The organism is Candidatus Tumulicola sp. (assembly GCA_036490475.1).
GTDB lineage: Bacteria > Vulcanimicrobiota > Vulcanimicrobiia > Vulcanimicrobiales > Vulcanimicrobiaceae > Tumulicola.
This window is the reverse complement of record DASXDT010000005.1, coordinates 20,425-33,435: the sequence shown is the minus strand read 5'-3', so window position 1 is coordinate 33,435 and position 13,011 is coordinate 20,425. Positions and strand designations below refer to the sequence as shown.

Here is a 13,011-nt window from a genome sequence, read left to right as displayed (position 1 = left end):
GCTCCAGCAGGTTATGGGAAGACGACAGTTGCCCAGCTTCTAGCTGCTCGGCGCGACCGTCGCGCATATTGCGATTTTTATGGCGTGGACTCCGTTGAACACGCAGCGAAGATCTTGCTGCGGGGCCTGGCGGAGGAAGACGGGGACCGAGCGTTATCGCTCGGGCAAGACGTGTTGAGCGCCGGTCGTGATGGCGGGCGCCTACGCGATATCGCCCTTCGCGCGTGGCGGGAGGCGATTGCCGACGATTCACTCTTTGTCATCGACCACTTGGAATGGCTGGACGATAAGCCGGAGATCCGAAGCCTACTGAATGACCTACTTTCCTGGCGTCACCCAACCCGCCGGGTCGCTCTATGTTCGCGCACCGCAATCGGACTTCGCACCGCTCGATACGCCTCGCCACACGAGACGATCTTTCTGACGGCCGAGCTCCTGCGGTTCGACCGGAATACCATTACGGAGCTCGCGGCCCGATCGGCGATCAGCGATTCGGAGCTAGATACGATCGAACAGCGTACCCTCGGATGGCCCGTCGCAGTATTGCTCCTGATGCGGTCCGCAGTAGCGGGCCGCATGGCATCGGCGGTTGATCTTTTCACGAACTCCGACGATGCTAATCTTGAGGACTTTCTACAAAATGAGATTGTCGAGCGGCTTTCACCCGATCAACTGAAAGCCATAATCGCGGCAACGTTCGTGGAAGATGCCACCTTCGCCGATATCGCACGTTCGTTGGGTGCGGATGATGTTAGCGACTATATTCACGACTTGCTGCGGCCGATACCGATCGTAACGTCGAACGATGGCAATCATCTCGCGGTTCACCCTTTACTGAGAGCCGCAATCGAGCGGCGCTATGCGACGCGGAAGGCCGCAGTGCTGCTCGACATCGCGCGCAAACATCGATCTAAAGATGATTTATTGCGCGCTGCCCAGGTGTTCTTATTGGCTGGCGATGCAGACGCCGCAGCAGCCTCACTTGAGTCCTTATCCAGTCAGTACTCGCTAGCCGGTGTGTACCTATTCGATGCCCCCTCTCTGGAGGCAGCGTTACTCATCGCGCGAATCGACGCCTCAACGACGGTTCGACACCCGGTGCTGTGGGCGTCGTCCGCGCTCGCGTGGATCTACACTCGCCCAAACGAAGATTGGCTTAACGAAGCCCGCGCGGTTTGGCGCTCAATACGACTTGAGGGACCGCTCATGCTTCGCGTAAGCGTCGTGGGCTCGTACGCGAACGTCGCCGGCATCTTGGGCTTGTTCGAGGAAATCTACCGAGTTTTCGAGGAGTTTGAATCGTCGCTCCATGCGGAAGACTCGATCGGCTTCACCCTCCTCCTTATGTGGCGCACAGCCCTCAGCGTTTGGCAAGGGCTTCCGACCGACGTCGACGGAGCGGCGCAACAGATCGGATTGGCACTCGACGTTCCGGCCACGCGAGCTCTCTGGAACTTTCACGTTGCCGCTCGAAACTTACGCTGCCTCGGCGATCGAGAAGCTGAAGCAATCGCACTCGACGACGCGCATGAGGCCGCAGCTAGATCGCAGCTGCCGTTGGTGCGCGCCCTGGTCGCCGCAGAGCGCATTTTCCATGCGTGGTTTTGGGGCGACGACACGGGGTTCGATGTGCGGATCGCGCAGCTTGAAAACACCGTGCGGCCGAACGCAATCGACGGTTTCAGACACCTACTAGCATGCTGCCGCGGTCGAGGTCACATCGAGCCGGTCGGCTACGAAACGTTGGCATTTCGCTGCATGGCGTTTTTAATAGGAGCGTCGCGATCGAACACATCAGAAAACGCTTTACGGTGTGCGCGCAGTGCTATCCAGGCTGCCGATCAAAGCGGCTCGTGGTTTTATAAAACGCTCGCACGAATTTGTTGCGGCGTTCTCGAAACAAACGGTGCGAGTGCGGAACTATTCGGTGCAGCGATGCGGTGCGCGCGAAAGACCAAGTCATCAGCCCTTATTAGTAGCGTCGCCGCCATACAAGCACGAGCCTCCAAGACGGGGATGCTTCGGGACTTTTGTTCTAGATTCAGCTCGCGCTCTACGGGCTGTAAGGTCGAGATCAGGGTTCTGGAGATGAAGGTATTGCGCGATGGCAATCAGCTTGATCTGGCGCCTCGTGAGATGGAATTGCTTGCTGCGTTGGCGGTTGCCGGACGAATAATCGACCGAGAGGAACTATCGCAACGACTGTGGCCCGATCGATCTGCTGATAGCGCGCGCAATAACTTACGGGCGTATCTCCTCCGCCTGCGAACTCGTATCGGCCCAGGTGTGATATCAACGACTGAAAGGCAATGCGGAATAGCGCCGCAGGTCACAATTGATATCGCAGAGCTTGCGATGCTATTGCGTCGCTTGGCGTCCGGCGTTCACACGATGTCCCACGAGGACCGCGTGGCATTGGAGTTCGCCGCAATCGTCAGCATTGATGCTATCGAAACCTCTAGTCGGAGCTGGGAATGGTTCGCCCCGATCTTACCGCGCCTGGGAGACCTCGTCCGCGATGCCGCTCTGGCGCAAATTCGAGACGCCATGCGCCGCGGCGAATGGCCGATCGCGCTCGCGCACGCAAAACGGTTGTTCGATCGAGATTCTTCGGACGAAACAGCCTGCGAACTTACGATTCGTGCATTTCAAAAGGTCGACGATCAATTTGGAGCTGCCTCGGCCCTTCGACAGCACGCTCTCGCTGTCGCAGAAGAGTTCGGATCGAAGCCGTCTCCGCATCTCGAAACCCTAGTTGGGTCTGGAGTGACGAGCGGACAGACGGTTTAGCGAGTAAAAGTGTCCCGGTCGTCTTCGTTTCCGTACAGAAAATCGAACGAATTCGTATGAAAGCGCAGACGCAGATCGTCAAAAGCAGTGACCGCGAACAGACCATTCGAGTTTAGTGGCACGAGTAGAATATTCTTTTCCCAGCGCGGCCGGTCGGTTCGCGTTAGTCGAAGTTGGCCGTTAACGGCTCGAATGACGATGGTGCGATAGCGGCCCGCGTAGCGCGCTAGTTGCTCGTTCGATAGTTTGACCGGGTGAAGTTCCGCATCGACACCCTGCCGAGCCCATGTGTATTCCGCCTGCATTGACGCGCTGGTGCCAGGCAGCACCGACAGTTCATCGAGCGCGCTGAGTTCCGCGACCGGCAACGTCGTACTGCCCGCGACGCGGATATTCGGAACGACACCCGTGCCTTCCCAGTTGGTCTTCGTGATCGGGTTGATCGGGCGGTTGTACGACACGCTCAGCACGAACGCTGGCGCGATTGGCAGCTTCTTATTGTTATTGGCGGCGCCGTAGGTTGTACTACCCACGATAATCGCTTCTTTCGCGGCTTGCGCGCCGTACGCAACGGCTTCGGCCGCCGATGCGACGTGCCCGTCGACCAAAATGTAGATCGGCTTGCCGGAATTGGGGTCGATCAGCGCCTTCCCAAAATAGTCGGCTGCATCGCTGTCACCACCGCCGTTTCCACGCAAATCGATGATGATGGCATCGCCGCCGTGTAAAAAGCGGCCGGCATCGTCATAAGCTGCCGTCGTAATGCCTGGCGCATAGTCGAAAGCGCTCAGTCTCAAATAGCGGATATTACCCGGAAGAATCTTCATCTCGGTCAGCCCGCTATTCTGACGAATCGCGATCGCGCGATAGTAAGCGTCCATTCCAGCATCGCTTTTCGGCGGTGCCAGCAACGCTGCGTATTCGGTCGGGTCGTAGGTCATATACAAATGACCGTCGTGGGCCACCGACTGCATGTCGTCGGTTACCCGCTCGGCAAACACGTTCGGATCGGCGGTGTCGTAGTGGTGCGTCGCCGCCTGGCTATCGAGTTTTGCGATCAGCGGAGCGCGCATCTCCGGAAAAACGTACGTCGTGCGAATCGCGCCCTCGATTGCGGTAAGCGCAGCTTGTCGGGTCGCCGGCGTTAGCACGACGGCCGTTTGCGCCGGCGCTCGCGCCGGCACGACGCACGTCATCGCTACCAACACGGCCAACACTGCAACGAAGCGCCGCCGCATCACTGGAAGACGACCGGCGCTTCTACCTCTTTGCGCATTTGCTGCCAGCCGCGAAAGTTTGCGCGAAACTCGTCATCTTCGGCCGGAGACGCGACGTGTTCGAACGGGCTAAGATGCCGATCGATCATCAACCGCGCACATAAATCGAGATCTTTTTCAATTTCACGCTTGCCGTCGTGGGTGAGATACGAAACGCGTGCGCAACGCGCGGCCGAGACCTTCTTCTGCGTCTCCACGTGTAACGATCGTTCGTCATCTTGCATCAACGGCAAATGCCACTCGCCGATTCCGACCGGCGCGGGAAGACTCTCGCCCAACGCCTCGCGCATTCGCACGGCCGCCGCACGGATCTCCGGCTGAGCCTGCGGCGCGCAACGCAGATTGAAAAAATTGTCCCATTCGGTCGACGTCACGATCACGGTATGCCATAAGAACGGCTCGAGCAATCGATTCAGCTGCTGCTTATGCACCTTTAGTTCGAGCAACTGGCGCGCGCGTTCGACGGCTGCATCGCGCGCGTCGAGCCAGATACGCTCGGCCGCAACGCCATCTTCGTACGCCAGCACCTCATCGGACGACATGCCCGCCTTGTTGCGCCCCCACTCCAACGGAATCGCGGGCTCGTCCAGCACGCGTTGGATCAGTTTGTTGGTTGGAATTGCGCGCGAACTCGCCGAGTTGCGCGAAAATACGCGATGCGTATTGAACTCGGCCAATACGAACCGCGGGAACGTGACCTCTAATGTGGTGAGGCGCACGCCCGCGGGACTAACCGAGTCGAGCACGACCCGCGCGGCGTACGCCATACCCGTTATTTCCTAGCCGCGGTAGCGGAGGAACGCCGGGACTTCGATATCGTCCATGTTAACCGGCTGCACGGTTTCGAGCCGGTCGGTCCGCTGCGACGCGAACGTCGAGGTGTTTTCGCGGAAGGTGCGCGGCGCACCGAATCCGGCCGCCAGCACCGTAACGCGAACCTTGCCGCTCATGCTGGGATCGATCGACGCACCGAAGATGATCTGCGCGTCGGGGTCGACCGCGCGGCTGATCATTTCGGCCGCCTCGTTGACTTCGTACATCGCCATGTCGGGGCCGCCGGTGATGTTGAAGATGACGCCGCGCGCGCCGTCGATCGTGGTCTCGAGCAGCGGCGAAGCGATCGCCTTCTGCGCGGCGTCGGCAGCACGATGCTCGCCCGTGCCTTCACCGATGCCCATCATGGCCGAACCGGCGTCGCTCATGATCGTTTTCACGTCGGCGAAATCGAGGTTGATCAAGCCGGGCTGCGTGATGAGATCGCTGATGCCCTGAATGCCCTGGCGCAGCACGTCGTCGGCGTAGGCGAACGCTTCGTTGAGCGGCGTCTTCTTCTCGATGACCTGGAGGATGCGCTCGTTGGGAATCGTGATCAGCGTATCGACTTTGCTTTCGAGTTCGGCGATGCCGTTCTCGGCAATCTGCATGCGCTTCTTACCTTCGAACGAGAACGGTTTCGTGACGACCGCAATCGTCAGCGCGCCGGATTCGCGAGCGATTTCCGCAATCACCGGAGCAGCACCGGTGCCGGTGCCGCCGCCCATGCCGGCGGTCAAGAACACCAAGTCGGCGCCCTCGATGATCAAGGCAAGATCTTCACGCGATTCGGTAGCCGCGTCGCGACCCAGCACCGGATTCGCACCGGCGCCCAGTCCGCGCGTCTCGCCACCACCGATATGCACCGTGTTGTCGGTTGCAGCGCTGCGCAGCGCTTGCACGTCGGAGTTGACGGAATAAAACTCGACGCCGGCGAGTCCGGAGCGCACCATGCGGTTGACGGCGTTGCAGCCGCCCCCGCCGATGCCGATTACCTTGATCGTCGCGGCGTGTTCGGACTTGTTGGGAGGCGTGGAGCGGCGGGCGTCGGCCATCTTTTTCTTCGGTTCCTCCGTAGCAAAAAGCGTTGCGGGAGCTTCGGGAGCGGCGGACTGTACGGGAGCTTCAGCAGTCACGGGAGCATCGTGAATTTCGGGAACGATGCTTTCGGCGGGTGCGCCGTCCGGCGGATCTTCAATCGGCAGCGGCTCGTCGACCGGCGGTTTGCGCGGCGGAGGATCCGGCAGCGGCATTTCGGATATCGGCGCATCGGCTTGCGTCAACGGCCTGTCGCCGGCGAGATCGGACGGGTCGGGTTGCGCGGCTCGTCTGCTGCGCGACGCGCGCGGTTTACGCGGTTCTTCTTGCGGGCCTAGTTCCATAAATCCGATAGCCATTTCTGAATGCGATGCACCATCGATCCGCCGCGCCGTCGCGCGGTATCGGCAGCGTCGCGTTCGTCGTGTGCGCCAAAAAGCACCAAACCGATCGCGGTTGCATATTGCGGTTGCGCCATCGTCTCGGTAAGACCGCCGATTCCGTCCGGTACGCCGACGCGTACCGGTAATCCGAAGACGTCTTCCGCAATACCCTCGACGTTCGGCAGAAGCGCGCCGCCACCCGTCAGCACGACTTCGCCCAAGACCAAATCTCGCGGAACGTTTTCCACGATTTTTTGGCGCGCCATGCGCAAGGTTTCGAGCACGCGCGGCACGACGATTTGCTTGACGTCTTCGGTGCTGCGCTGCTTCTCCGTGCGGCCGTCGAGCGTCCGTACGGAGAACGATTCGGCGCCGTCAGCGTCACGCACACCCGCACCGAAGCGCTTCTTAATCTCTTCGGCTTCCGACAACGTCGTTTTCAAACCGAGAGACAGATCGTTGGTGAGCATGTTGCCGCCGACCGGCAGCGTGGCGGTGTAGATGGCGCTACCCAGCGAGTACACCGCGATGTCGGTGGTGCCGCCGCCCATGTCGAGCATCACAACGCCGACCTGCTTTTCTTCGGGCCGCAGGGTCGCGATCGAACTCGCCAATGGCTCGAATACCAGCCCGGCGGCTTCCATACCGGCGCGATGCACGCACTTGAGCACGTTGGTGATGAAGCTGGTGCTGCCGGTGACGATGTGGGTGTCCACCTCGAGCCGGCTGCCGGCCATGCCCACCGGATCCTCGACGCCCTCTTGGCCGTCGACGGTAAAGAAGCGCGGCAAGGCGTGTACGATCTGCCGGTCGCCCGGCAGATTGATGATCTTACTGGCATCGACCACGCGCCGCACATCGTTGGGCGACACCTCGCGGTCTTCGCCCGAGACGGCCACCACGGCGTGATTGTTGGTACTGCGCATATGGTCGCCCGTGATGCCCACGAATACGTTATCGACGTGGATCCCGGCCATCCGCTCGGCCTTTTCGGTCGCCGCCTCGATCGAGTGGACGGTCGCCTCGAGGTCGATTACGACGCCCTTGCGCATGCCCTGTGAGGGGGCCTCACCGACGCCGACGATCTCGAGCCCATGCGGACCGTTGACCGCCACCACGGCACACGTCTTGGTCGTCCCGATATCGAGACCGCAAACGGTCTCTTGCCTCATGCGCCGATCACCAAAGCTCCCTTTACATGCGTGAGAAGGGCGCTTGCGTTGGCCGACCCGTTCCCAAGTCCTGCGGTGCCTGCTTGCCCGCACGCAGGTGGCGGTCCCACCCGTGGAGCATCATCGGGAAATATTTTTTCCATTGCTGCCGGCATAATGGAGTATCACCCGTGCTACAACCGATTCAACGACGTCTCTCGCTCGTCGCCTTTGCAGCCGCTTTGGCGGTTGTCGCCCCGCTCTGCGCGCTCGCAGCCACCGTCGATGCGACCAGCATCCCGGATGGAACCTACGATGCCAAGGTTCAGAAAGTGGTCGACCCCAAACATGTGGTCGTCGTACTGGACAACGGCAACGTGACCACGTTTATAGCAGGTCGCGATTCCGTAGACTTCACGAAAGTTCAGCCGAACGATCAGATTAAGGTTTCACTGATCAAAGGCACCGTGATGGTCTACGCCGACATGACCAGCCACTAATCGTGGCCTAGCGGTACACCAGTACGGGTGTGCTCGGCGCGCGTAAATCGACTTCGCTCACCCGACGCTCCTTGCGCACGACCTGCGCGAGAATCGGATCGACGAGCGACAGTTTCTTGGTGAGATCCTCGTCGTCGCCGAGCAGAATCTTCACGCCCCCACGCATGGTCGCGACTAACCCTCCGAGCTTGTCGTATTCCAGTTGGAGCGGCACGACGTGGGCGGCGATCATCGCGTCGTAGTCACTCGCCATCGCATTGAGGTCGTGCCGCGTCACGAATGAGCCCGGGCCGAGCGCGACTCCGGGCGATAGTACGAACTGCGGTAGCGTCGTGGCGTCGTATTGGGGCGCCAGCACCCGCAAGTGCCGGTCGACCAACACCGACCGCGCATCGCTGGTGACCACCGCGTAGGGCACGCGCTCGGTGACCGATATGACGACGGTGGCCGGCGGAAAGCGGTGTACGCGTGCGACGTCGATGTAGGGAATCGCCTCGACGCGCTTGCCGATGGCGCGGCCGTTCTGCAGCCACATATTCGCGCCCATATTCACGCCGGCGGCGCGTACGATCTCGGAAGACGGCACCACGCGATTGCCGCTGGCGACCACGCTCTTCGGATCGAATCCGGGATATAACACCGCGAAGGTGACGGCCGCCACGGCCAGTATGCCGACCAGCGACAGCGGAATCCAAAAGGGACGCAGCCGGCGCGCGGTCGAGCGCTTGCGCCGCCGCGATGCTACACCCTTGGTTTTCACGCCAGTACGTACCGCTCGAGGGCTTCGGCGACGCCGTCATGCGCAACATCGGCCACCACCGCGCCCGCGACGTCCTTGAGCTCGGCCGGTGCCGAGCCCATCGCGATGCCCAGTCCGGCGGCCTCGAGCAGCGGCGCGTCGTTCCACGAATCGCCGATTGCCATCACCGACTCGCGCGGAATCTGCAAACGCGCCGTAACGAAGTTCAAGGCATCGCCCTTATCGACGGCCGGATTGAGAATTTCCACGAACTCCGGCATGCTGCGCGTTACATACGCGCGCGAACCGAGCATTTCCGCAATCTTCTTCTCGTAGCGTTCGGCATCCGGAGCATCCGCGATAATCACGGCCTTCGTCGCGTCGCTAAAGGCGAAGGTTTCGCGTAACGACGGGACGACGACCGGTTCGACCTGCGCGACCGACGCGTACAAATCCGAAAATTTGTTGCGTGCCTCGCAATAGTACTCGTCGTTGCGATAGAGCTGCAGATACATGCGATCGCTTTGCGTCGCCGAGATCAGCTCGCGCACCACGTCGTTGGCCAACGCGCGGTGCGACAGTACGTCGTCGGTCGACGAATCGATGATCGCCGCGCCTTGATAGCAGATGACCGGCGCGCCGAAGCGGAGTTCTCGAACGTACGTAATGCACGACCGGTACATGCGCCCGGTTACCATGCAACCGAGTATGCCGGCGTCGTGCATCTTCGCGATGGCTTCGCGCACGCGCGGCGTGACGACGTGGTCGCGCCCGACCAGCGTTCCATCGAGGTCGAAGGCGACTAACCGGATGTCGCTCACGCGCTACGATCTTCCAGCGCGCCCTCGCTGACCGAATCGCTGCCGAAGATCCCCTCGAGCTCCTTACGGACCCGCGGATCGGCCGAAATCGTCCGCGAAACGCGCTGGCTGCGGCCGCGGGCGTGCAGCATTACCGGCACGTCGCCGGGCCACTCGTCGATCAACGCAGCCAGGCGATCGATTTGGCGGCGGTCTTCGAACTCCACATGCCAGGCTCGCGGCGCGGGGGGCGCCGGCGGCAGTCCGGCAGGCGCGACGAACGGCTCGACCTCGTTGACGCTGATCGAGACTTCGAGCGGCGCTTCTTCACCCGGTTGCGCGCCGCGTCGCTCGCGAATGCGCAGGCGGCCTTTGATCGTCAGCACCGCGTCGGTGCGGAACAGCTCGTGCACTTGTGGATACAACTTCGCGAAGACGATCACTTCGCAGCCGCCGGTCGGATCCTCGATTTGCGCGATCAGAATTTGCTGGCCGGTTTTAGTCATCGTGCGGCGCACGCCCGCGACCAGCCCGGCGATCGTGACGGGCGAGTCGTCGGAGACCGTTCGGATGTCTTTCATCGGCATCGCGCCCATGCGCGCGAGCCACGGCATGACGTCGGCCAGCGGATGGCCCGAAAGAAAGATTCCGAGCGTTTCGCGCTCCCATGCTAACTGCTCGCGGTTCGATGGTGCCGGCACCGACGGCAGGCGCGGCGCCAATGCCGGCGCGGCTCCGCCTCCGTCGCCGAACAGCGATGCTTGGCCCAGCTGATCGTCGCGCGCCGAACGGGCGGCAAGGTCGAGCGCGGCATCGAGCGCGGCGAGTTTTTGCGCGCGATTGCCGGGCAGCGTGTCGAGCGCACCGCATTTGATGAGTGCTTCGAAGACGCGACGGTTGGCCTGTTTCGGATCGACGCGTTTGGCGAAATCGAATAGGTCGACGAAGCGTCCCTCGCGTTCGCGCGCCTCGATGATGCTGCGCACCGCTCCCTCGCCGACGCCCTTGACCGCGGCTAATCCGAAGCGAATGCGTCCTTCGACTACGGCAAAATCGACCAACGACTCGTTGACGTCGGGCGGCAAGACTTCGATTCCAACTTTCTTGGCTTCGTCTAAATATTCGACCAGCTTATCGGTCTTGTCGCGCACCGACGACATGAGTGCCGTGAGATAGTGCAGCGCGTGATTGGCCTTGAGATACGCCGTTTGATACGCGATCCAGCCGTATGCGGCGGCGTGCGACTTGTTGAAACCGTAGCCGGCGAACGGCTCGATGAACTTGAAGATATCTTCGGCCAGCGACTCGCTGATGCCGGAGTGCTCGATCGAACCGCGCACGAATTTCTCGCGATAGATCGGCACTTTGTCTTTCTGCTTTTTTCCCATGACTTTGCGCAGCTCGTCGGCTTCGCCCATGCTGAAGCCGGCGATATCGCGCGCGATCTGCATCACCTGCTCTTGATAGCACGCGATGCCGTAGGTTTCGGACAAAATCGGCTCGAGTTTTTCGTGCAGATAGGTCGCCTTGCGCCGGCCATTTTTATTGGCAATATATTGCGGAATCCACTCCATCGGACCGGGGCGATAGAGCGCGACGAGTGCGATGATATCGTCGAAGCGCGTCGGTTGCAGATCGGCGCACACGCGTTTCATGCCGTCAGACTCGAGTTGGAAGACGCCCATCGTTTCGCCGCGCGATAGCATCGCATACGTGCGCGAATCGTCGAGCGGGATCTTCGACAAATCGAACGTTTCGTCGACCGTGCGGCGGATTTCGCGCACGGCTTTATCCATCACGGTCAGGTTGCGCAGGCCGAGAAAATCCATCTTGAGCAGGCCGATCTTCTCGACCCACTCCATGTCGTATTGGGTGTTGACGCCGCCGTCGTTGAAGCGTACCAGGGGCGTGTAGTCGATCAGCGGACCGGCCGAGATCACCACGCCGGCGGCGTGCGTGCCGGCGTTGCGCGCCAAGCCTTCGATCTCTTTGGCGGTATCGAGCAGCTTGCGTATGTCGGGACGCATCGCATACATCGCTTTGAGCTCGGGCAGCTGCTCGACGGCGTCGGCGATCGACATGCCGGTCGGTCCGGACGGAATCAGTTTGGCGACCCGATCGACGTCGGGCAGCGGCACGCCGAGCGCGCGGCCGGCGTCGCGTACCGCCGCACGCGCAGCCATCGTGCCGAACGTGACGATCTGCGCGACGCGGTCTTTGCCGTACTTTTCGGTGACGTACGCGATGACTTCGTCGCGCCGCTCGACGCAGAAGTCGGTGTCGATATCCGGCATCGAGATGCGATCCGGGTTGAGGAACCGCTCGAAAAACAAGTTGAACTTCAGCGGGTCGAGATCGGTGATCCGCAGGCAGTACGACACGACCGAACCGACAGCGGAGCCTCGGCCCGGACCGACCGGAATCTCACAATCGCGTGCGTATTTAATGAAATCCCACACGATCAAGAAGTACGACGAGAAGCCCATCTTGGTGATGACGTCGAGCTCGTACTCGAGCCGCGCGCGCAGCGCAGCGTCGCTGGCAGCGCGCTCGTCGCCGTAGCGCTCGTGCAAACCTTGCTCGCAAATTTCGCGCAGATACTCGTCGTCGCTGCGCGCGACCGGCTCTTGCGGCACCGGATATTCGGGCAGATGGAAGATCTTTTCGGGGATGCGGATGTCGATGCGATCGGCGATCTTGACCGTATTTTCGCAAGCTTCGGGAAGATCGTGCCACAGCTCGTACATCTCGTCGGCCGTCTTCACGTAGAATGCGTCGGAGTAGAACTTCATGCGGCTGGTGTCGGACACGGTCTTGCCGGTGCCGATACACAGCAGCACGTCATGGGCGGGCGCATCCTTGCGATCCAGATAGTGCGAGTCGTTGGTGGCAACCAGCGGCACGTTCAGCTCGCGAGCGACGCGCACCAGGCCCGTATTGATGATGTCTTCCTCGGGCATGCCGTGACGCATGACTTCGACGTAAAACCGGTCGCCGAAGATCTCCTGATAGATCTTGGCGTTTTTGAGCGCGGTGTCGTAGTCGTTTTTGAGCAGCGGTGCCGCGACCAGACCCGACATGCATCCGGATAATACGATTAAGCCGTCATTGTGCTGCGCCAGCAGATCCAAATCGATGCGCGGTTTGTAATAATAGCCTTCGAGAAAGCCTTTGGAAACGAGGGCGGTGAGATTGCGGTATCCGACTAAATCGGCAGCCAAGAGCGTCACGTGCGCTTCCTCACGCACCGTGCGATCGAACCGCCCACGCGGAGCGATGTAGGCCTCGCAACCGATGATCGGAGTTAGGCGCTCCTTACGAGCCGCATAGTAGAACTCCATCGCGCCGTACATCACACCATGATCGGTGAGCGCGACGCCCTGTCCGCCGAGTTCGGCCGTGCGACGGCAGAGACTTTCGACGCGACACGCGCCGTCGAGCAGCGAATATTCCGAATGTACGTGCAGGTGGACGAACTGATTCAAACCGGTTTCCTTAGCACCGAAAGAGCACCGAAAGT

General features: G+C 61.1%; 9 protein-coding genes. 2 read left to right on the top strand and 7 right to left on the bottom strand.

Annotation, left to right across the window (positions count from 1 at the left end; genetic code table 11):
• Nucleotides 1-84 precede the first annotated feature (84 nt).
• A complete protein-coding gene (locus tag VGF98_03805) occupies nucleotides 85-2,790 on the top strand; it encodes a winged helix-turn-helix domain-containing protein (protein ID HEY1680745.1) in 2,706 nt (901 codons plus the stop codon).
• Here VGF98_03805 and VGF98_03800 read toward each other — a convergent pair.
• From VGF98_03800 to ftsA, 4 genes are read right to left on the bottom strand one after another with little or no spacing between them, the layout of a single operon-like run.
• Complete coding sequence (locus VGF98_03800) at nucleotides 2,787-4,028, bottom strand: S41 family peptidase (protein ID HEY1680744.1); 1,242 nt, start codon at nucleotides 4,026-4,028, stop codon at nucleotides 2,787-2,789. The two genes, VGF98_03805 and VGF98_03800, sit on opposite strands and share 4 nt — an antisense overlap.
• Complete coding sequence (locus VGF98_03795) at nucleotides 4,028-4,834, bottom strand: FAD-dependent thymidylate synthase (protein HEY1680743.1); 807 nt, start codon at nucleotides 4,832-4,834, stop codon at nucleotides 4,028-4,030. Before VGF98_03795 ends, VGF98_03800 begins: the two co-directional genes overlap by 1 nt.
• A gap of 12 nt (nucleotides 4,835-4,846) precedes the next feature.
• Nucleotides 4,847-6,277: a cell division protein FtsZ gene (gene ftsZ, locus VGF98_03790; GenBank protein HEY1680742.1), complete on the bottom strand. Its 1,431-nt coding sequence runs from the start codon at nucleotides 6,275-6,277 to the stop codon at nucleotides 4,847-4,849.
• Entirely contained in the window at nucleotides 6,253-7,473 is a 1,221-nt protein-coding gene (gene ftsA / locus VGF98_03785) for a cell division protein FtsA (GenBank protein HEY1680741.1), read from the bottom strand. Before ftsA ends, ftsZ begins: the two co-directional genes overlap by 25 nt.
• A 170-nt stretch (nucleotides 7,474-7,643) precedes the next feature.
• Between ftsA and VGF98_03780 the strand changes: the two genes are divergently transcribed.
• Nucleotides 7,644-7,952 (top strand): hypothetical protein, encoded by a 309-nt coding sequence (locus tag VGF98_03780; GenBank protein ID HEY1680740.1) that lies wholly within the window; start codon nucleotides 7,644-7,646, stop codon nucleotides 7,950-7,952.
• Between the two features lie 7 nt (nucleotides 7,953-7,959).
• Here VGF98_03780 and VGF98_03775 read toward each other — a convergent pair whose 3' ends face one another.
• The 3 genes from VGF98_03775 to VGF98_03765 are packed head-to-tail and all read right to left on the bottom strand — an operon-like array spanning nucleotide 7,960 to nucleotide 12,976.
• Complete coding sequence (locus VGF98_03775) at nucleotides 7,960-8,712, bottom strand: FtsQ-type POTRA domain-containing protein (protein HEY1680739.1); 753 nt, start codon at nucleotides 8,710-8,712, stop codon at nucleotides 7,960-7,962.
• A complete protein-coding gene (locus VGF98_03770; protein ID HEY1680738.1) occupies nucleotides 8,709-9,512 on the bottom strand; it encodes a Cof-type HAD-IIB family hydrolase in 804 nt (267 codons plus the stop codon). The genes VGF98_03775 and VGF98_03770 overlap by 4 nt, the downstream gene beginning before the upstream one ends.
• Nucleotides 9,509-12,976 carry a DNA polymerase III subunit alpha gene (locus VGF98_03765; protein HEY1680737.1) on the bottom strand — a complete coding sequence of 1,156 codons (3,468 nt, stop codon included), beginning with the start codon at nucleotides 12,974-12,976 and terminating at the stop codon, nucleotides 9,509-9,511. The genes VGF98_03770 and VGF98_03765 overlap by 4 nt, the downstream gene beginning before the upstream one ends.
• Between the last annotated feature and the right edge of the window lie 35 nt (nucleotides 12,977-13,011).

Coding starts and splice junctions, on each gene's coding strand:
- VGF98_03795 (HEY1680743.1), bottom strand. CDS start 4,834: ATGGCGTACGCCGCGCGGGTCGTGCTCGACTCGGTTAGTCCCGCGGGC.
- ftsA (HEY1680741.1), bottom strand. CDS start 7,473: ATGAGGCAAGAGACCGTTTGCGGTCTCGATATCGGGACGACCAAGACG.
- VGF98_03800 (HEY1680744.1), bottom strand. CDS start 4,028: ATGCGGCGGCGCTTCGTTGCAGTGTTGGCCGTGTTGGTAGCGATGACG.
- ftsZ (HEY1680742.1), bottom strand. CDS start 6,277: ATGGCTATCGGATTTATGGAACTAGGCCCGCAAGAAGAACCGCGTAAA.